Origin of the sequence: Propioniciclava sp. (assembly GCF_047602245.1) — a bacterium.
In the GTDB taxonomy this organism is placed as follows: domain Bacteria; phylum Actinomycetota; class Actinomycetes; order Propionibacteriales; family Propionibacteriaceae; genus Propioniciclava.
This window is the reverse complement of sequence record NZ_JASGHT010000001.1, coordinates 254,216-274,383: the sequence shown is the minus strand read 5'-3', so window position 1 is coordinate 274,383 and position 20,168 is coordinate 254,216. Positions and strand designations below refer to the sequence as shown.

Sequence of the window (20,168 nt, the reverse complement as noted above, 5' to 3'; positions counted from 1 at the left end):
GGGTGGCTTCCGGACGGTTGCGCCCGCGTCGGTGACGACGGGTGCCCGCGTCCGGTCAGGACGAAGCTCGCCTCAGATGACCGACAGCGACTCCGTCTCGTCGGCCGAGGACGCCGAGTAGTCGACATCCTTGGTCTCGCGGCTGAGCAGCAGCGAGATCAGGGTGAGGACGCCAGCGCCGGCCAGGTAGACGCCGACCAGCCAGGTGCTGCCACCGGCCTGGGCCCACAGCGCCACCGCGATGATCGGCGCCAGCGCGGCGCCGAGGATGCTGGAGACGTTGTAGGCGATCGCCGAACCGGTGTAGCGGACGTTGGTCGGGAACAGTTCCGGCAGCAGCGCGCCCATCGGGCCGAACGTCATGCCCATCAGGGTGAAGCCGAGGACCAGGAAGAACTGGGTCACCGGAATCATGGTCGCCTCCGGGCGCACGGCCAGGAACAGCGGGAAGCTGAACCCGAACAGCACGATGCCCGAGGTGATCCAGATCAGCAGGCGGCGGCGTCCGAGCTTGTCGGCCAGCGGTCCCGAGACCAGCGTGAAGATCGCGAAGAACACCACGCCGAAGATCTGCATCAGCACGAAGTTGGTGTAGGTGATGCCGAGGCCGCCCGGGGTGGCGCTCTGCGGCTTGGTGCCGTAGGTGAGCGTGAAGCTGGTCATCAGGTAGAACAGCACGTAGGTCGCCAGCATGAAGAAAGTGCCGAGGATCAACTCGCGCCAGTGGTAGCGGAACGCCTCGGTCAGCGGCAGCTTGCGGATGGCGCCCTTGCTCTCGGCGACCTTGAAGGCTTCGGACTCGACCAGCTTCAGCCGCACCCACAGGCCGACGATCACCATCACCGCCGAGAACAGGAACGGGATGCGCCAGCCCCAGGCGAGGAACGCCTCGGACTGCAGCAGCGGGTCGGTGCCGTGCGGCAGCAGCCAGTTGATGATCAGGAACAGGCCATTGGCGATGATGAAGCCCAGCGGCGCGCCCAGCTGCGGGAAGGTGCCGTACCAGGCGCGCTTGCCCGCGGGGGCGTTCTCGGTGGCGACGAGCGCGGCACCCGACCATTCGCCGCCGATCGCGAAGCCCTGGGTCAGCCGCAGGATGAGCAGCAGCACGGGGGCGACCAGGCCGACGCTGTGATAGGTCGGCAGCAGGCCGATCAGGAAGGTGGCGATGCCCATGGTGAGCAGGCTCAGCACCAGCGTCGTCTTGCGTCCGCGCTTGTCGCCGAGGTGGCCGTAGAAGATGGCGCCGAGCGGGCGGGCGACCATGGCGGCACCGAACACGCCGAAGGACGCCAGCAGCGCGGTGGTCTCGTTGCCGGTCGGGAAGAACAGCTTCGGGAACACGAGGACGGCGGCGGTCGCGTACACGTAGAAGTCGTAGAACTCGATGGTGGTGCCGACCAAGCTCGCCGTGATCACCCGCGCGGGTGAGTTCAGCGGCTTGGCCGGTGTGGATGTGGTCATAGTTGAGCGTTTCTCCTTTTGTTACCGCCGTGTTACCGCCGTCTATTGTCCGCCTGTTGGCTGCGGGTTTCAGGCGAGGGTCACGCGTCGGACGCCGCGGGGCCCCGGCGTGGGCGCTTGGCCGTCAGCGGCGTCCTTGTTAGCCTGCGTTCTATGGCGACCCGTGCGTCTTCCCCCTCGCGGAGCCGTTCGAACGCATCCTCGCGCTCGGCGTCCTCGCGTGGCCGAAGCAACACCAAGAATTCCCGCGCCCCCGAGCCCAAGCCCGGGGGCGGATTCGGCGCGTTCCTGGCGGCGATCGGGCGCGGCATCCTGGCCGTCTGGCGCGGCATCGCCGGGCTGCTCGGCGGCCTGGTGCGCAGCTTCGGCGCGGGCGTCCGTGACCTGGAGCCGGAGCAGCGCCGTGACGGCGCGGGCCTGCTGCTGATCGTGCTCGGCGTGCTCACCGCCGCCGCGTTCTGGTTCCTAATGCCCGGAGCGGTCGGCGACGCGCTGCGGCTGGGCTTCTCCACCGTCTTCGGCGCGGCGAGCGTCGCGCTGCCGCTGGCCGCCCTCGGCATGGCGTGGCGGACGCTGCGCGACCCGCGCGCCAACGGCCCGACCGGACGCCAGCCGGTCGGCTGGCTGCTGCTGTCGCTCGGCGTCCTCGGCCTGTTCTCGGTCTCCAAGGGCGTACCCGGGCCGACCCGCGCCGAAGAGATGCGCGAGGCGGGCGGCGCGTTGGGATTCATCCCGGCGTCCTTCCTGGTCGAACTCGGCACCGCCTGGGTCGCGGTGCCCGTCCTGCTCGCGGTGAGCGTCTTCGGTGCGCTGGTGATCACCGGCATTCCGCTCTACGAGATCGCCGGACGCCTCCGCGCGCTCGCCGCCCGGTTCCGCCGCAAGCCCGCCGAGCAGCCCGAGCCGGTGTACGGCGTCGACGAGGCCTACGACACGCCGTTGGTGCGTGATCCCGAGCTGACCGCGATCGATGAGCGCCCGCTGGCCACCGCCCGCGACGCGCAGATTCCGGCGGAGTTGTTCGACGACCCGTTCGCCGAGGCCGACCAGGCGCCGGTGACCGCGGGGAAGGCGCCGAAGGCATCCCCGGCGGTCGCGGCCCCGCTCGAACCCGCCACGGCGGGGGAGCATCGCGACCTGCAGCCGCCCGAGCACTCCAACGCCCCGTTGCGCGCGGAGCAGACCGTGCTCACCGGCGACATCCAATACGTGCTGCCCGAGGCGTCCAGCCTGAGGCCGGGCACCGCGCCCAAGGCGCGCACCGAGGCGTCCGATGCCGTGGTGGGCCGGCTCGCGGAGGTGTTCCGTGACTTCGACATCGACGCGACCGTGACCGGCTACACGCGCGGCCCGACGGTGACCCGGTACGAGGTCGAACTCGGCCAGGGCGTCAAGGTCGAGAAGGTGACTGCGCTGGGCCGCAATATCGCCTACGCGGTGGCGTCGGCGGATGTGCGGATTCTCAGCCCGATCCCCGGCAAGTCGGCGATCGGTGTGGAGATCCCGAACACCGACAAGGAGATCGTCAGCCTCGGCGACGTGCTGCGCAGCGGCAAGGCCCGCAACGACCATCATCCGATGACGGTCGGTCTCGGCAAGGACGTCGAGGGCGGCTACGTGATCGCCAATATGGCCAAGATGCCGCACCTGCTGGTGGCCGGCGCGACCGGTTCGGGCAAGTCGTCGTTCGTGAACTCGATGATCACCTCGATCCTGATGCGCGCCACCCCCGATGAGGTGCGGATGATGCTGGTCGACCCCAAGCGGGTCGAACTGACCAACTACGAGGGCATCCCGCACCTGGTCACGCCGATCATCACCAACCCGAAGAAGGCCGCCGAGGCGCTGCAATGGGTGTGCCGCGAGATGGACACCCGCTACGACGACCTGGCCGCGTTCGGGTTCCGGCACGTCGACGACTTCAACAAGGCGGTGCGCGCCGGTCAGGTGAAGCTGCCGCCCGGCTCGGAGCGCGTGCTCGCGCCGTACCCGTACCTGCTGGTGATCGTCGATGAGCTCGCCGACCTGATGATGGTGGCCCCGCGCGACGTCGAGGATTCGATCGTCCGGATCACCCAGCTGGCGCGCGCCGCCGGCATCCATCTGGTGCTGGCCACGCAGCGTCCCTCGACCGATGTGGTGACCGGCCTGATCAAGGCGAACGTGCCCTCGCGGCTCGCCTTCGCGACCAGTTCGATGACCGACTCGCGCGTCATCCTCGACCAGCCGGGCGCCGAGAAGCTCGTCGGCCAGGGTGACGGGCTGTTCCTGCCGATGGGGGCGTCCAAGCCGATCCGCGTGCAGGGCGCCTGGGTGACCGAGGCGGAGATCCGCGAGGTGGTCAAGCACGTCACCACCCAGCTCGCCCCGCAATACCGTGAGGACGTCTCCGCCCCGCAGGAGTCCACCAAGGTCGCCGAGGACATCGGCGACGACCTCGAATTGGTGCTGGAGGCGGCGCAGCTGGTGGTCAACCTGCAGCTGGGCTCGACCTCGATGCTGCAGCGCAAGCTGCGCGTCGGCTTCGCCAAGGCCGGACGCCTGATGGACATCCTGGAAACCCGCGGCGTCGTCGGCCCCTCCGAGGGATCCAAGCCGCGCGAGGTGCTGGTCAAGCCGGACGACCTCGACGAGGTCCTGGCGAACCTGGCGTCCGGATGAGCCGCCGGACCGTCCTGGTCACCGGCGGAACCCGCGGCATCGGCCGCGCGATCGTCGAAGCGCTGGCGCCCCAGTGGCGGGTGCTGGTCGGTGGCACGGACGCCGCGCGGGTCGCGCAGGTCGTCTCCGAGATCGCCGGCGTATGCCCGGACGCCGCAGGTTTCGTCGCCGATCTTTCTGACGCCTTGGCGACGGCGCGCGCGGCGGCGTCCGTGCCGAGCCTGGATGCCGTGGTGCACAGCGCCGGGGTCCTCGCCTACGGCACCACCGACACCCTGACCCGCGAGGACTGGCGCTGGGTGATGGAGATCAACGTGGTCGCGGTCGCCGACCTGACCCGGCTGCTGCTGCCCGCGCTGCGGGAGTCCCGCGGACAGGTGGTCGTGATCAACTCTGGCGCCGGCTTCACCGCCTCGCCCGGCAACGCCGTCTACGCGGCGTCCAAGTTCGCGGTGCGCGCCTGGGCGGACGCCTTGCGCGCCGAAGAACGCGGACGCCTGCGCGTCACCTCGGTGCACCCGGGCCGGGTCGACACCGACATGCAGGTCGCGCTGCAGACCGCCGAAGGCCGTGAGTACGACGCCACCGGCATTCTCACTCCCGCGTCAGTGGCGAGCGCGGTCACGTTCGCGCTCGAAGCCTCCCCGGACGCCTGCATCGAAACCCTCTCCGTACGCCCCGCGGGTTGACGCTGTCCGCTCCGTCACTCCTCACCGGGAGGCGGACGTGATCGCGTGGACGAGGATGGCCGTGGCCACCGCGGCGCTCAGTGCGACGGGGACTTCCAGGGCGATCGAGGCGACGATGATCATCGGGGCGGTGAAGCCGGTCAGGACGTTCTGCAGCGCGCCGACCGGGACGGGGCCGAGGTCGGTCATCACGAGTCCGGTGGTGAAGTCGGGTGGTGGTGTGGCGATCCAGCGCAGGGCGCCGGCGAGGCCTGCCGTCCCGACAGCCCAGGCGAGCAGGAACGCGGAGCCGAGCGGCGTCCCGGTCATCATGAGCAGCGCGACGGCCACCCCGCACCACACGGACGCCGCGAGCGCGGCCCCGGCGGAGCCGGCGAGGTTCCGGACCAGGCGTGACAGCCCGAGCGCCCGGGCCAGGCCCGGCGCACGGATCAGGGTGCGAAGGTTCGACAGCGCCAGCCCGAGCGCGGGCACCAGGGTGAGACAGACCAGGGCGAGCACCAGCGTGGGGTGCACCGGCAGCGCGAGGGTGGTCACCATCACGGCCGCGACACCCACGAGCAGTCGAGGCGAGCGCAGCACGAGTCTGCGCACCTCATACCCCGCCAACGCGCGACCCCCCGCACCCCCGGCGCTCAGCCGCCGCCGAGTGCCCGTCCCGGCCAGCCGGACCGTGGCGATGTCGAGCAGAAGGCCGGCGTCCGCGCCGGAGGCGGCACCGGCCAGACCGGCGTGAAGCCGGGCGCGATCGGCGAGGACGAACCGCGACAGACAGCCGAGCCCGGCCCGGGCGCGGCCCCGAAGCCACCATGCCGCGACGCCAGCCACCAGGGCAAGCGCCGAGGCGAGCACGGTGGGCGTCCCCACCCCTGTGAGCATCAGCGCGGCCACCACTGCGAGCACCACAACCCCCACGGCGACACCGATCCATTGGCGCCTCCAGCCGCCCTGCTGCGCCACAACGGCCGACAAGACGGCGAGGGCCCCCGCGCAGGCACACACGGCGATCCAGGCCGGCGACGGAGCCACCACCAGCCACAGCACCAGTCCCGACAGCAGCCCACCGATCACCCCACCGGCCAGGACGCGATCAAGCCGCGGTGCGAGCAGATCGCCACGGTCGAGCGGCAGCGCGAGCACGAACGACGCCGCCGCGGTGGTCACCGAGATCGGCCCGGCCAAGGACGCGGCCGCCGCGGTCACCAGCACGGTTGCAGCCGACCAGACCAGCGGAAAGACGGTCACCGCGGTCAGGCAGGAGCCGAATCCGGGTGGGCAGGCCAGCAGCGGAAGCCGGACGCCGCGGGCCAACGACGCACCCATCGCCACCACGAGCAGCACCGCGAAGAGCCGGTAGTACCAGTCCATCCACCCGGTCCGCGGGCGCTCACGACGTTCGCGCAGCCACGAGCGCAGATCGGCGGCGGTCCACTCGGCGCTGTCCACGAGAGTCATCCTAGGACGCCGGAGGCACCGCGCCCGCGGCATTAGGGTGGGGGTATGACCAATCAGCGCAGAATCGGATCGTTCACCGTCAGCTCCCTCGGCCTGGGGGGAATGCCCTTGTCGATGCGCGAGAAGGACACCCCGCGCGACCGGGCGATCGCCACCGTGCACGCCGCGCTGGACGCCGGGATCACGCTGATCGACACCGCCGACATCTACGCCCCGAGCTGGGATACGGTCGGCCACAACGAGTCACTGATCGCCGAGGCGCTGGCCGCCTACACCGGCGACACCTCGCGCCTGGTCATCGCCACGAAGGGTGGCATCACCCGCGCTGAGGGCGAGGTGTGGGGCCGCGACGGCTCGCCCGCGCATCTGCGCGCGGCCGCCGAGGCGTCCCGCGAGCGCCTGGGCGTGGACACGATCGACCTCTACTACTGGCATCGCCCCGACCGCACCTTGCCCTACGCACAGTCGGTCGAGGCGCTGGCGCAGCTGAAGGCGGACGGCCTCATCGCCGAGATCGGCGTCTCGAACGCCAGCCTCGAAGAGCTGGCCATCTGCGTCGACGTGCTCGGCGAAGGCCAGCTGGCCGCCGTCCAGAACGAGTTCTCACCCCGGTTCAACCACACCTCCTACCCGGAGCTGCGCTGGTGCGCCGAGCACGGCGTCGCGTTCGTGCCCTGGTCGCCGCTGGGCGGCACGTCGGGTGGCGCGACGGCGGTCGGCGAGCGGTTCGCGATCATCGGCCAGGTGGCGGACGCCCACGGCGTCAGCCCGCAGCAGGTCACGCTGGCCTGGGAATTGGCGCTCGGCGAGCATGTCATCCCGATCCCGGGCGCGTCGCGTCCGGAGTCGATCATCGACTCGGCGCTCGCGATCGGCCTGGAGCTGACTACCGACGACCTGGCCGCCCTGAACGATGCGCTGCTGCCGCGCCGCTAGGGGTGCGGTGAGGGCGAGTGGCGGCCACATCGTCTCCCTCGGCTGGGGTAGGGTCGTGGACACAGAGGGTGTCGGCCTGATCGCACGCGAGGAGGCGTCCGCATGAGCGAGACCAAGCAGGTGAGCAACTGGAACGTACCCAACGTTCTCACCGCGCTGCGGGTCGTGATGGTGCCTGTGTTCGCCTGGGTGTTGCTGGCCTACCCGCAGGATCCAACGATGCGTTGGGTGGCCACGGCGATCTTCGTGGTCGCGATCCTGACCGATGCGCTGGACGGACGGATCGCCCGCGCCTACAACCTGATCACCGATTTCGGGAAGCTGTGGGACCCGATCGCCGACAAGGCGCTCACCGGAATGGCCTTCGTGGGCCTGTCGATCTTGGCCGAGTTGCCGTGGTGGATCACGATCATCATCCTGGTGCGCGAATGGGGCATCACCGCGCTGCGCTGGGCGATCATGAAGTACGGCGTGATGGCGGCCAACCGCGGCGGCAAGCTGAAGACGGTGATGCAGTCGGTGGCGCTGATCATGTTCCTGCCCGGCCTGGCCTTCCTGCCCCCGTTCTGGGGCTGGATCGCGTGGGTGGCGATGATCATCGCGTTCGTGCTCACCGTGCTCACCGGCCTGGACTACCTGCGCGAGGCGAAGAAGCTGCGCGACACCTACTACGCGAATCATCCCCAGGAGAAGAAGCGGTGAACGAACAAGCGGCGAAGGTCATCACCACCCTGAAGGACCGGACCCTGACGCTGGCGGTGGCGGAGTCGCTGACCGGCGGGCTGATCGGCGCGACGCTGACCAGCGTGCCCGGGTCATCGGCGGTGTTCTTGGGCGGGGTGATCTCGTACGCGACCCGGCTGAAGACCGATCTGCTCGACATCGGGGCCGAGACCATCAGGCAGCACACCGTCGTCAGCGAGGAGGTCGCCATCGCGATGGCCGCGGGCCTACAGCAGAAGACGGACGCCGATTGGGTGATCGCGGTCACGGGTGTGGCCGGTCCGGACCCGCAGGACGGGCATGCGCCGGGCGAGGTGTGGGTGTGCGTGGTCGGCCCCCGGACGCCGTCGGTGCCGTTCGTTCCGCACGTGCAGCAGTTCCAGTTCGAGGGTGATCGCGAGGCCGTCCGCGCTCAGACGGTGGACGCGGCGTTCGGGATGCTTCTGCGACTGGTGTCGCCCGTGTAGGTTAGGAAACCTACGGAAACCCGGAGGGGGTGGAGATGGCTGTCGTCCTGTTGCGCGAGATGATGGGGGAGACCCTGCGCGAGGTCCGGATGGCGTCCGGCAAGACGCTGCGCGACGTGTCCGCATCGGCACGGGTGAGCCTGGGCTATCTCTCCGAGGTCGAACGCGGCCACAAGGAGGCGTCCAGCGAGTTGCTCAACGCGATCTGCGGTGCGCTCGAGGTGGATTTGGCCGCGGTGCTGCAGCTGACCAGCGAGCGGGTCGCCGCGCATGCCGTTGTCACGCCGCTGCCGGTGCGCGACGCGCGGACCGCTCGCGCCGTCGCCTGAGCGAGGGCCGTTGCGCGAGCAGGAACTCCGGCGCCGGATGGAGCGCCACATCGGCCCGCTGTCGGACTGGTGGAGCCGCGATGTCGTGCTGGTCAGTCTGGGGCACCGGACGGTCACCCAAGCGCTGGACGCCGGCATCCCTGCCCAGCAGGTATGGCGGGCCGTGGTCGATTTTCTGGAACTGCCTGCTTCGGAGCGTTGAGCCACGCCGCAGATGAGGTCCGGACGCCGCGGGCGACACGCCGGCGCGCCACATTGGAAGTCGAACATGTGTTCGGTAATCTGTGTGCAGCCGGGATTGTTCTGGGTAGTTGTCCACAGGTCCTCGAAGTGAGTGACAAATTGTCGGACCCGACGCCTAGCGTGAACGGTGAACGGGGATTCAGGCCCCGTACCCGGTCGATACACGGTGGTTAACGGAGGAAACGGTCATGGCGGTTGCAGATCGCGCAAAGGCTCTCGAGGCGGCACTCGCCCAGATCGAGAAGGCCCACGGCAAGGGTTCGGTCATGCGGTTGGGCGAAGAGACGCGCCAACCGATCGAGGTGATTCCCTCGGGTTCGATCGCGCTCGATGTGGCGCTGGGCATCGGGGGCTTCCCCCGTGGCCGCGTCGTGGAGATCTACGGTCCCGAGTCCTCGGGCAAGACGACGGTCGCGCTGCACGCGATCGCGAACGCGCAGGCCGGCGGCGGCATCTGCGCCTTCATCGACGCCGAGCACGCGCTCGATCCCGATTACGCGGCCAAGCTGGGCGTCGACACCGACGCGCTGCTGGTCAGCCAGCCCGACAACGGTGAGCAGGCGCTCGAGATCGCCGACATGCTGGTCCGCTCGGGTGCGCTGGCGCTGATCGTGATCGACTCGGTGGCCGCGCTCACCCCGCGCGCCGAGATCGAGGGCGAGATGGGCGACAGCCACGTGGGTCTGCAGGCCCGCCTGATGAGCCAGGCGCTGCGCAAGATGACCGGCGCGCTGTCGGGCTCCGGCACCACGGCGATCTTCATCAACCAGCTGCGCGAGAAGATCGGCGTCATGTTCGGTTCGCCCGAGACGACGACCGGTGGTCGCGCCCTGAAGTTCTACTCTTCGGTGCGCCTCGACGTGCGCCGCATCGAGACCCTGAAGGACGGTGGCGACGCGGTCGCCAACCGCACCCGGGTCAAGGTGGTCAAGAACAAGGTGGCGCCGCCCTTCAAGCAGGCCGAGTTCGACATCGTCTACGGCGTCGGCATCAGCCGCGAGGGCAGCCTGATCGATCTGGGCGTCGAGCACGGCTTCATCCGCAAGGCCGGCGCGTGGTTTACCTACGAGAGCGACCAGCTGGGCCAGGGCAAGGAGAACGCGCGCAACTACCTGCGCAACAACCCCGACATCGCCAACGAGCTCGAGAAGCGGATCAAGACGAAGCTGGGTATCGGGGTGAAGCCGGGCGAGGACGAAGTGCCTGAGGGCATCGATCCGGTGACCGGCGAGGTGACCTTCTGATCGCCGAGCGTGAGCCCGTCACCGAGGGCGGACGCACCGGCGAGCGCGACCACGAGGAGTTCGCCCGCGAGATCGCCCTGCGACTGCTGGAGTCGCGGGCGCGCTCGCGGGCCGAACTGGCCACCGCGATGGAGCGTAAAGGCGTGCCGTCCCCGGTGGCGGAGCGGGTCCTCGACCGGCTCGAAGAGGTCGGGCTGATCAACGACGCCGACTTCGCGGGCATGTGGGTGCGTGGGCAGCAGCGGCGGATGACCTCCACGCGCGCGATGCGCCGCGAGCTGCGTGCCAAGGGAGTCGACGCCGAGATCATCGACGAGGCGATGCCCGAGGCGTCCGCGGACTACGACGCGGCCCTGGCGCTGGCCCGCAAGAAGATGCGCACGATGGGTTCGCTCGAGCCGCACGTCCGCTATCGCCGCCTGGCCGGCGCGCTGGCCCGCCGCGGCTTCGCGCCAGGGCTGTGTCATGCGGTCGTGAAAGAGGTCACCGGGGCCGCGACCGAAGGCGAGGCAGAGGCCGGCGGCGAGGATTGGTAGCATGGCTCGCTGCACCACCGCGTGAGGATTGATGAAAACCATGACCACCCTGCCGCGCACGTACGAGGTCATCACCTACGGCTGCCAGATGAACGTCCACGACTCCGAGCGGATCTCGGGTCTGCTCGAGGACGCCGGCTACGCCCGTGCGCCCGAAGGCGACCAGGCCGACATCGTCGTGTTCAATACCTGCGCGGTGCGCGAGAACGCCGACAACCGGCTTTACGGCAACCTCGGTCACCTGGCCCCGGTGAAGGCGTCGCGTCCGGGCATGCAGATCGCCGTGGGCGGCTGCATGGCGCAGAAGGATCGCGCGACGGTCGTCCGCCGCGCGCCCTGGGTGGACGTCGTCTTCGGCACCCACAACATCGGTTCGCTGCCGGTGCTGCTGGAGCGGGCCCGCATCCAGCAGGCCTCCCAGGTCGAGATCGAGGAGGCGCTCACCCGCTTCCCGTCCACGCTGCCCACCCGGCGTGAGTCGCCGTACGCCGCCTGGGTGTCGATCTCGGTGGGCTGCAACAACACCTGCACCTTCTGCATCGTCCCGCAGCTGCGCGGCAAGGAGAACGACCGTCGGCCCGGCGACATCCTGGCCGAGATCCGCGCCCTGGTCGACGAGGGGGTGCAGGAGATCACCCTGCTGGGCCAGAACGTGAACACCTACGGTGTCGAGTTCGGCGACCGGCTCGCCTTCGGCAAGCTGCTGCGCGCCTGCGGCGAGATCGACGGGCTGGAGCGGGTTCGGTTCACCAGCCCGCACCCGGCCGCCTTCACCGACGACGTGATTGCGGCGATGGCCGAGACCCCGAACGTGATGCCCAGCCTGCACATGCCGCTGCAGTCGGGTTCGGACCGGGTGCTCAAGGCGATGCGGCGCTCCTACCGCAGCACCAAGTATCTGGGCATCCTCGACCGGGTGCGCGAGGCGATGCCGAGCGCGGCGATCACCACCGACATCATCGTCGGCTTCCCGGGCGAGACCGAGGAGGACTTCCAGGCCACCCTCGACGTGGTGCGTGCGTCCCGGTTCTCGGCGGCGTTCACCTTCCAGTATTCGATCCGCCCCGGTACGCCCGCGGCGACGATGGACGATCAAGTGCCGAAGCAGGTCGTGCAGGAGCGTTACGAGCGCCTGATCGACCTGGTCGGCGAGGTTGCCTGGGAGGAGAACAAGCGCTTCGTCGGCGAGACCGTCGAGGTGATGTTCGCCGACGGCGAGGGCCGCAAGGACGCCGCGACCCGGCGCATCTCGGGCCGGGCCCGCGACAACCGCCTGGTGCACGTCACCGTGCCCGAGGGTCTGGAGGCACCCCGGCCCGGTGATCTCGCGGATGTCGAGATCACCTATGCGGCACCGCACCATCTCAATGCCGACGGCGCGGTCACGCGTGTGCGCCGCACGCCGGGCGGCGACGCCTGGCAGCGCTGGCAGGACGACCCCGACGGTGCCCGCCCGAAGGTCGGGCTCGGGATGCCGTTGCGGCGTCCCGAACCCATGGCCGCCGCGGCGAGCACCGGGTGCTCCCGCGGCTGACCGGCCCCGGGCGGGGGATCAGCTCTCCGGCTCGCCGATCTTGTCCTTGAGGAAACCCTGGGCCTGATCGACCTGCTCGGCGAACTTGCCCTCGGTCTTCTCGTCGACGAAGTCGGCGGCCTGGTCGATCGCCGCCTCGATCTGCTCCTCATGCTGGTCGACGGCCTTCTTGATCTCGTCGAAAACACCCATCGTTGTTCCCCACTTTCCTCCTCGGGGCGGCGCTCGCCGCCGCCGTGGCCACGGTAGCCCGGACACAGGTCGAACGGAACAGCCCGGATCAGGAAAGATAGGGGTGTGCTGCCCATCCTCGCCGTCAACGGCCCGACCGCCAGCGGCAAGTCGGCGCTCGCGGTCTCGATCGCACTGATCCTGGGCGAGCGCGGACAGCCCGCCGAGATCGTCAACGCCGACTCGATGCTGGTGTATCGCGGCATGGACATCGGCACCGCCAAGCCGGCCCCGGCGGAGCGGTGCGGCGTCCGGCACCATCTGATCGACATCATGGAGGTCACCGAGTCGGCGACCGTCGCCGAGTTCCAGGCCCGCGCCCGCGCGGCGATCGCCGAATGCCGCACCCGCGGCGTCCTGCCGATCGTGGTGGGCGGCTCCGCACTGTACATGCGCGCGATCCTGGACCACTTCGAGTTCCCCGGCACCGATCCCGGCGTGCGCGCACGCTGGGAGGCCGAACTGGAACGGCTCGGCCCCGAAGCCCTGCACGCCGTGCTCGCCGCACGGGCGCCCGGCACCGCGGCCGAGATCCTGCCCGGCAACGGACGCCGCATCGTGCGCGCTCTGGAGGTGCTCGAACTGACCGGGGGACACCAGCCGACCCTGCCCGCGTGGACCTACGCGCTTGACGGCGTGGTGAGCATCGGCCTGGAACTCGACCGGCCGGTGATGGACGCCCGGATCGCCGAGCGGGTGCACGCCATGTGGGCCGCCGGCTTCGTCGACGAGGTGCGCGCGCTTCAGCAGCGCGGGCTGCGGCAGGGGCGGACGGCCTCCAAGGCGCTGGGCTACCGGCAGGTGCTGGCCCATCTCGACGGCGAACTGACCGAACAGCAGGCGATCGAGGCCACCATCGCCGGCACCAAACGGTTCGCGCGCAAGCAGCTGTCCTGGTTCCGCCGCGACCACCGGATCACCTGGTACCCCGCCGGCACCGACGGCCTGGCCGCCACCGTCGCGGGCACCCTCGTTGAATCCACCGAGCCGGGCGAGGCCGGCACCCGACCGACAGGAGCCCACTCATGAAGGAACAACTCGACCACGCCGAGCGCTGCGTGGACGCGATGCTGGCCGCCCGCGACGATCGCTGGTACCCGGCCTTCCACATCGCCGCCCGGGCGGGATGGCTGAACGATCCCAACGGCCTGTGCTACTTCAAGGGTCGCTACCACGTGTACTTCCAGCACAACCCGTTCGACACCACCTGGGGCCCGATGTACTGGGGTCATGCCTCCAGCGAGGACATGGTCACCTGGCGGCGGGAGCCGATCGCGCTGGCGCCCAGCATCGAGGCGGATCAGCACGGTGTCTTTTCCGGCTCGGCGGTGGTCTCCGACGACGGCCTGCTGTACGTCTACTACACGGGCCATCGCTGGCACGACGAGGACGAATGGTCCCGCGGCGCGACCCAGGTGCAGTGCCTGGCGACCTCAGCCGACGGGGTGAACTTCGACGTGCACGGGGTCATCATCGACTGCCCCGAAGGCATCACCGAGTTCCGCGACCCGAAGGTGTGGCGCACCGGCGACACCTGGTTCATGGTGGTTGCCGCCCGCTCCCTGGCCGGGGTCGGCCAGATCTGGCTCTACACCTCTGCCGACATGGTGAGGTGGGCTTTCGACCGGGTGCTGTTCGAGGATCCGGACCCGCGGGCGGGCATGCTGGAGTGCCCCGACCTGTTTCCGCTGGGCGATCGCTGGGTGCTGATCTACAGCGCGATGAGCCTGCCTGCCGACGGTTACCGGACGCGCAACGGGCACAACAGCGGCTACGTGGTCGGCACCTGGGCCCCCGGTGAGGACTTCGTGCCGCTCACCGGGTTCAGCCCGATGGACTGGGGGCATCAGTTCTACGCCCCGCAGACCTTCGAGGCCCCTGATGGACGCCGCGTCGTCTACGGCTGGATGTCGGCGTTGTCCGTCCCGCCGGCCACGCAGCAGGCCGACGGATGGTGCGGCCAGCTCACCGTGCCGCGCGAGCTCTTCCTGGACGCCGATCACCGGCTGGGGTCGCGGCCGATCGCCGAGCTGGCGGGTTTGCGCACCGAGACGATCGACTTCGGCGCGTTCGAATTGGGCGTGAACGAGGACAAGGTGCTGCTCGCGGACGCCGAGGCGGCCGAGATCGAGTTGGTGGTCGACCTGGCCGCCACCACCTCCGACCGGGTGGGACTCAGCGTGCACAAGGACCCGGATGGTCATGCGACCTTCGTCTGCTACGACGACCTCGCCGACCGGGTCAGCATCGATCGCCGCCTGGCGGCGCACGGGGATCGCGGCTACCGGAGCGCCCCGCACCCGGGCGGGGACAAGCTCACACTGCGCGTGCTGGTGGACCGCGGTTCGGTGGAGGTCTTCGCCGCCGACGGGCTGGCCGCGCTGTCGTCCTACAGCTTCCCCGGCGAGGGCCCGCGGGCGGTCGAGTTGAGCTCGGAATCGGGCACGATCAAGGTCGATTCGCTCACCGTGCACCGGCTCGGCACGATCTGGGCCGATCCCGACCGCTGACCGGGCGTATGTCAAACGTATGGCAGAGAAGGTAGCCTGCTGCCGTGCACAGCGACGATGACCTCATGGGCGAGGCCGCGGAGGCGATCGCTCGGTCGAAGGCCCGGCTCGATCCCGACTACCCGCGCTTCCACCTAGCGCCGCCGGTGGGCCGGCTCAACGACCCGAACGGGCTGCTGATCCGCGACGGCGAGTATCACGCGTTCTACCAGTTCGGCCCGTTCTTCCCCGAGCGGAAGGAGACCTTCTGGGGGCACGCGTCCTCGCGCGATCTCGCCACCTGGCAGCATCATCGGCCGGCCATCGCCCCGTCGGATTGGTACGACCGCTCGGGTGCCTATTCGGGCACGGCCTTCTTCGAGGGGTCGCGGATCTGGCTGCACTACAGCGGCAACGTCAAGAACGACGACGGCAGCCGGGCCACCTACCAGTGCGCGGTGACCACCGACGACCTGGAGATGTTCAGCAAGCATCCGGCGAATCCGCTCATCCCGGATCTGCCGCAGGGGTACACCGCGCACCTGCGTGACCCGCAGATCCACGTCGAGGGCGACGGCTACCTGATGCTGGTGGGCGGGCAGCGATCCGACGAGACCGGCTGCCTGGTCACCTATCGCTCGCGTGACCTCGTCGAGTGGACCTTCACCGGCGAGATCACTTTTCCCGGCGCGGAGGATCGCTTCGGCGCCTTCGGGTACATGTGGGAATGCCCCAACCTGCTCCGGCTCACCGATGAGGTGACCGGCCAGGAGCGGGACGTGTTGATCTTCTGCCCGCAGGGGATCGGGCCGATCGGTGACGGATTCCGCAATATCTTCGCCTGCGGCTATCTGGTCGGACGCCTGGACGGCACCGCCTTCCATGCCGACGGTGACTTCCTCGAACTCGATCGCGGTTTCGAGTTCTACGCCCCGCAGGTCTTCCGGCCACAGCCGGCGGCGTCCGGTCAGCAGCCCTTGCTGCTCGGCTGGATCGGCAACTCGTCTGAAGATCATCAGCCCTCGCTGCGCGATCACGGCTGGGTGCACCTGATGGGGGTGCCCCGCCTGCTGGCGCTGCGCGACGGCGTCCTGCACCAGCGCCCCGCGCTGACCGCCGTCCCGCAGACGGTCCTCGCCGTACAGGGGACGGTCGTCGGGCCTCAGCCGGTCCGGATCGACGAGCTCACCGGGCAGGACGCCTTCTGGCTCGCCCTCGAGATCGACCGCTCGACGGCGGCGCCGTACAGCCTCACGCTGGCCACCGCCGACGACTCGCGCGTGGTCATCACGCTGACCGCCGACACCTTGACCGTCGATCGCTCCGCGACCCGCTACCCGCACGGTGAGCGGCGCACCCTGGCGTTGCCGCCGGCCTTGCAGGCGGACGCCGCCGGCGCGGCCCTGCTGCGGGTGGACCTGCTGCACGATCGTTCGGTCACCGAGCTCTTCCTCGGCGACGGTCTGCTCGCCTTCAGTATGCGCAGCTATCTGGATCCCGGTGTGCGGACCGTGACGCTGGCCGCGCAGGCGAAGACCCCGGTGCCGGGCGCGCGGGTGAGTCTGCTGGGCGGTGGTCACGCTGATCACGGTGAGCTTTCCGAGTGATGGCCACACTGTGACAAACGATTGACACATATGACAACCGATTGACATACTCCGCGGGTAAGAGCGTTACCCGTTCAAGGAGGAACTGGCCCCATGGACCACTCCCGCGTAGCCCAAACGGTCCTCAAGGCCGTCGGTGGGCCCGCAAACATCACCGCCGCCGCGCACTGCGCGACCCGCCTGCGTCTGGTGCTCGCCGATCAGAGCATCGTCGACCAGGCCACGCTGGACAACGATCCCGACATCAAGGGCACCTTCGTCGCCAGCGGCATCTTCCAGATCATCGTCGGCCCCGGCGATGTCAACATCGTCTACGACCAGCTGATCTCCTCCGGCGTCGCCGAGGTCAGCAAGGACGAGGCCAAGAACGTCGCCGCGCAGAAGCAGAACCCCTTCATGCGCTTCCTGAAGACGATCGCCGACATCTTCGTCCCGATGCTGCCGGCCCTGATCGCCGGCGGTCTGATGATGTCGCTGAACAACGTCCTGACTTCCCAGGGCATGTTCGGGCCGAAGTCCGTCGTCGAGATGGCACCCTGGCTGGCCGACTACGCCGCCATGATCCAGTTGATCTCCTCGGCCGCGTTCGCCTCGCTGCCGGTGCTGATCGGATTCTCGGCGGCCCGCCAGTTCGGCGGCAACCCCTACCTGGGCGCGGCCATCGGTGCCGCGATGATCTCCTCCGACCTGGTGAACGCCTACGCCCAGGTGGCGGCGGCCGAGGCCGGCACGATCAAGTACTGGCACGTCTTCGGCCTCGAGGTCTCGCAGGTCGGCTACCAGGGCCAGGTCGTCCCGGTGCTGGCGATCGCCTGGATCATGTCGATGATCGAGAAGCGCCTGCACAAGTGGCTCTCCGGCACCACCGACTTCCTGCTCACGCCGCTGTTCACCCTGCTCAGCACGGGCTTCATCGCCTTCGTCCTGGTCGGCCCGATCATGCGCGTCTTCGCCGACGGCATGTCCAACGGCATCCTGTGGCTGTTCACCGCGGGCGGCCCCATCGGCGGCCTGATCCTCGGTCTGGCCTACTCGCCGATCGTCATCACCGGTCTGCACCAGTCCTTCCCCGCGATCGAGCTGCCGCTCATCGCGAACGCGGCCGTCACCGGCGGTTCGTTCCTGCTCCCGGTTGCGGCGATGGCCAACTCCGCTCAGGGTGCGGCCACCTTCGCGGTCTTCCTCAAGGCGCACGACGCCAAGCTCAAGGGCCTGTCGGGTGCGTCGGCGGCGTCCGCCTTCTTCGGCATCACCGAGCCGGCGATCTTCGGTGTCAACCTGCGCCTGCGCTGGCCGTTCATCTGCGCCATGATCGGCTCGGGTATCGGCTCGGCCCTGGTCGCGCTGCTCAACCTGCGCTCGCAGTCGCTGGGCGCGGCCGGCATCATCGGCTTCGTGGCGATGGTTCCCAAGGACATCCCGATGTTCTTCGTGGCGCAGGCCGTCACCATCGGCGTGGCCTTCACACTGGCCTTCCTGTACGCCTCCACCCGCGGCAAGGCCTCGCTGGCCGGCGCCGAGGCCGTGGTTGAGGCGCAGCTGAGCGCCGATCCGGTCGCCGTTCCCGCGGCCGAGGCCGTCGAGTCCGGCGCCGCCGGTGCGACCGCGACCGCCGTGCTCACCAAGGCGCCCGCGATGGCTCCCGGAGCCGTGACGGTGCTCCAGTCCCCGATGCAGGGCCGGATCATTCCGCTCGCCGACCTGCCCGATCCCGGCTTCGCCAGCGGCGCGGTCGGCAAGGGTGCCGCGGTCGACCCGACGGACGGCCGCGTGCTCGCCCCGGCCGACGGCAAGGTGCTGATGACCTTCCCGACCGGCCATGCGATCGGCCTGCGCCTGGACAGCGGCGTGGAGATGCTGGTTCATATCGGCATCGACACCGTGAACATGGAGGGCAAGGGCTTCACCGTCCATGTCAGCAAGGGTGATGTCGTCACCGCGGGCACGCCGTTGGTCACCTTCGATCGCGCCGCGATCGAGGCGGCCGGCTACTCGCCGCTGACCCCGGTGCTGGTGACCAATCACCGCAAGTTCGGTTCGGTCGAGCAGTACGCTGAGGGTGAGACCACCTTCGGTGCCGACCTGCTGAAGGTCACCGCGAAGGACGCCTGACCGCTCCGTCGAAAGAAGAAATATGCCCGCGACGCCTGCCGTCCCCATTCGTGACCTCGATCCGAACTGGTGGCGGCAGGCCGTCGTCTATCAGGTGTATCCGCGCAGTTTCGCCGATTCCGACGGCGACGGGCTCGGCGACCTGCGCGGCGTCACCTCCCGGGTCGGCTATCTGAAGGCTCTGGGCATCGACGCGGTCTGGCTCAGCCCCTTCTACCCCTCGGCGCTCGCCGACGGCGGCTATGACGTCGACGACTACCGCGACGTCGACCCCCGGCTGGGCACGCTGGCCGACTTCGACGCGCTGGTCGCCGCCCTGCATGCCGAGGGCCTGAAGCTGATCGTCGACATCGTCCCCAACCACACCTCGAACCGGCACGCCTGGTTCACCGCCGCGCTGGCCGCAGGGCCCGGCTCGCCCGAGCGCGCCCGCTATCTCTTCCGCGACGGCCTCGGCGGAGACGGCTCCCAGCCGCCGTCGGATTGGCTGTCCGACTTCGGCGGTCCCGCCTGGACGCGGGTGCCCGACGGCCAGTGGTACCTGCACACGCACGCGCCCGAGCAGCCCGACCTGAACTGGAAGAACGCCGACGTGCACGCCGAGTTCCTCACCACGCTGGCCTTCTGGGCCGACCGGGGTGTGGACGGCTTCCGGATCGACGTCGCCCAGCAGGTGTCGAAGGATCTTCCCGAGGTGCTGCCGAGCTTCGAGCAGCTCCGGACGCCGGGCGCCTACCCCGAGGGGCAGCACCCCGCCAAGGACCGCGACGACGTCCAGGAGATCTACGCGGAATGGCGCAGGCTGTTCGACCGCTACGATCCGCCGCGGATGGCGGTGGCCGAGGCCTGGGTGCCGGCGCACCGACGCGTCCGCTACGCCGCCGCCACCAGCCTGGGCCAGGCGTTCAACTTCGACCTGCTGCGCGCCAACTGGGACGCCGAACAGTTCCGCACCATCATCGAGACCAACCTCGGGTTCGCGGCGTCCTCGGGCGCCTCGTCGACCTGGGTGTTCTCCAGCCACGACGTCGTCCGGCACGCCACCCGCTACGGCCTCGGCGACGGATCGAACGGGCGGGCCTGGCTGGTCACCGGCGGCACCGACCCGGTGGAGGACCGGGTGGTCGGCCTGGCCCGCGCCCGGGCCGCGACGCTGCTGGAACTGGCGCTGCCCGGCAGCGCCTACCTCTACCAGGGCGAGGAACTCGGGCTACCCGAGGTCGCCGGCATCCCCGCCGACCGGCGGCAGGACCCGACCTTCGTCCGGACCGGCGGAGCTCAGATCGGGCGCGACGGCTCCCGGGTGCCGCCGCCGTGGACCGACGAGCCGCCCTCCTTCGGCTTCAGCACCGCCCCGGCGCACCTGCCTCAGCCGGCCTGGTTCGCCGGCTGATGCGGCGTCCAGGCAGGAGGCCGACCCGGCCTCGACGCTCAGCCTCTACCGGCGT

At 69.7% G+C, this 20,168-nt stretch carries 18 protein-coding genes; 15 read left to right on the top strand and 3 right to left on the bottom strand.

The genetic code is table 11. The features are described 5' to 3' along the window. Positions 1-72: 72 nt before the first annotated feature. The gene (locus QM708_RS01305) at positions 73-1,464 is read right to left on the bottom strand and encodes an MFS transporter (protein ID WP_415103627.1); all 1,392 of its coding nucleotides are present in this window, start codon (positions 1,462-1,464) and stop codon (positions 73-75) included. Positions 1,465-1,617: 153 nt separating this feature from the next. Here QM708_RS01305 and QM708_RS01300 point away from each other — a divergent pair, with 153 nt between their 5' ends. Next, positions 1,618-4,125 (top strand): DNA translocase FtsK, encoded by a 2,508-nt coding sequence (locus QM708_RS01300; protein WP_415103625.1) that lies wholly within the window; start codon positions 1,618-1,620, stop codon positions 4,123-4,125. After that, positions 4,122-4,814: an SDR family oxidoreductase gene (locus QM708_RS01295; protein WP_415103623.1), complete on the top strand. Its 693-nt coding sequence runs from the start codon at positions 4,122-4,124 to the stop codon at positions 4,812-4,814. The genes QM708_RS01300 and QM708_RS01295 overlap by 4 nt, the downstream gene beginning before the upstream one ends. Positions 4,815-4,835: 21 nt before the next feature. On the opposite strand, the gene QM708_RS01290 is transcribed toward QM708_RS01295, so the two are convergent. Further along, positions 4,836-6,260, bottom strand: coding sequence for a DUF6297 family protein (locus QM708_RS01290; RefSeq protein WP_415103621.1), 1,425 nt, complete (start codon positions 6,258-6,260; stop codon positions 4,836-4,838). Positions 6,261-6,314: 54 nt separating this feature from the next. Between QM708_RS01290 and QM708_RS01285 the strand changes: the two genes are divergently transcribed. The 8 genes from QM708_RS01285 (at position 6,315) to miaB (ending at position 12,281) form a co-directional block, all read left to right on the top strand. Continuing rightward, the gene (locus QM708_RS01285) at positions 6,315-7,205 is read left to right on the top strand and encodes an aldo/keto reductase (RefSeq protein WP_415103619.1); all 891 of its coding nucleotides are present in this window, start codon (positions 6,315-6,317) and stop codon (positions 7,203-7,205) included. A gap of 102 nt (positions 7,206-7,307) precedes the next feature. Continuing rightward, entirely contained in the window at positions 7,308-7,907 is a 600-nt protein-coding gene (gene pgsA / locus QM708_RS01280; protein ID WP_415103617.1) for a CDP-diacylglycerol--glycerol-3-phosphate 3-phosphatidyltransferase, read from the top strand. Beyond that, positions 7,904-8,395, top strand: a complete 492-nt coding sequence (locus tag QM708_RS01275; protein WP_415103615.1) for a CinA family protein — start codon at positions 7,904-7,906, stop codon at positions 8,393-8,395. The genes pgsA and QM708_RS01275 overlap by 4 nt, the downstream gene beginning before the upstream one ends. A gap of 35 nt (positions 8,396-8,430) precedes the next feature. Further along, the gene (locus QM708_RS01270; RefSeq protein ID WP_415103613.1) at positions 8,431-8,724 is read left to right on the top strand and encodes a helix-turn-helix domain-containing protein; all 294 of its coding nucleotides are present in this window, start codon (positions 8,431-8,433) and stop codon (positions 8,722-8,724) included. Then, positions 8,666-8,926, top strand: coding sequence for a DUF3046 domain-containing protein (locus QM708_RS01265; RefSeq protein ID WP_415103610.1), 261 nt, complete (start codon positions 8,666-8,668; stop codon positions 8,924-8,926). The genes QM708_RS01270 and QM708_RS01265 overlap by 59 nt, the downstream gene beginning before the upstream one ends. Positions 8,927-9,155: 229 nt before the next feature. Beyond that, positions 9,156-10,211 carry a recombinase RecA gene (gene recA, locus QM708_RS01260; protein WP_415103608.1) on the top strand — a complete coding sequence of 352 codons (1,056 nt, stop codon included), beginning with the start codon at positions 9,156-9,158 and terminating at the stop codon, positions 10,209-10,211. Further along, positions 10,208-10,747, top strand: a complete 540-nt coding sequence (locus tag QM708_RS01255; RefSeq protein WP_415111214.1) for a regulatory protein RecX — start codon at positions 10,208-10,210, stop codon at positions 10,745-10,747. The genes recA and QM708_RS01255 overlap by 4 nt, the downstream gene beginning before the upstream one ends. A 40-nt stretch (positions 10,748-10,787) precedes the next feature. After that, a complete protein-coding gene (gene miaB, locus QM708_RS01250) occupies positions 10,788-12,281 on the top strand; it encodes a tRNA (N6-isopentenyl adenosine(37)-C2)-methylthiotransferase MiaB (RefSeq protein ID WP_415111211.1) in 1,494 nt (497 codons plus the stop codon). A gap of 18 nt (positions 12,282-12,299) precedes the next feature. On the opposite strand, the gene QM708_RS01245 is transcribed toward miaB, so the two are convergent. Continuing rightward, on the bottom strand, positions 12,300-12,473 hold the full coding sequence (locus tag QM708_RS01245) for an antitoxin (RefSeq protein ID WP_415103606.1): 174 nt from the start codon (positions 12,471-12,473) through the stop codon (positions 12,300-12,302). Positions 12,474-12,578: 105 nt separating this feature from the next. Between QM708_RS01245 and miaA the strand changes: the two genes are divergently transcribed. The 5 genes from miaA to QM708_RS01220 all read left to right on the top strand — a co-directional run bounded on the left by miaA (position 12,579) and on the right by QM708_RS01220 (position 20,113). Next, positions 12,579-13,541 carry a tRNA (adenosine(37)-N6)-dimethylallyltransferase MiaA gene (gene miaA, locus QM708_RS01240; protein ID WP_415103604.1) on the top strand — a complete coding sequence of 321 codons (963 nt, stop codon included), beginning with the start codon at positions 12,579-12,581 and terminating at the stop codon, positions 13,539-13,541. Then, positions 13,538-15,022, top strand: coding sequence for a glycoside hydrolase family 32 protein (locus tag QM708_RS01235; protein WP_415103602.1), 1,485 nt, complete (start codon positions 13,538-13,540; stop codon positions 15,020-15,022). Before miaA ends, QM708_RS01235 begins: the two co-directional genes overlap by 4 nt. A 44-nt stretch (positions 15,023-15,066) precedes the next feature. After that, positions 15,067-16,608 (top strand): glycoside hydrolase family 32 protein, encoded by a 1,542-nt coding sequence (locus QM708_RS01230; RefSeq protein ID WP_415103600.1) that lies wholly within the window; start codon positions 15,067-15,069, stop codon positions 16,606-16,608. Positions 16,609-16,701: 93 nt separating this feature from the next. Next, a complete protein-coding gene (locus QM708_RS01225) occupies positions 16,702-18,720 on the top strand; it encodes a sucrose-specific PTS transporter subunit IIBC (RefSeq protein ID WP_415103598.1) in 2,019 nt (672 codons plus the stop codon). A 22-nt stretch (positions 18,721-18,742) separates the two neighbouring features. After that, positions 18,743-20,113, top strand: coding sequence for a glycoside hydrolase family 13 protein (locus QM708_RS01220; protein ID WP_415103596.1), 1,371 nt, complete (start codon positions 18,743-18,745; stop codon positions 20,111-20,113). Positions 20,114-20,168: the final 55 nt, after the last annotated feature.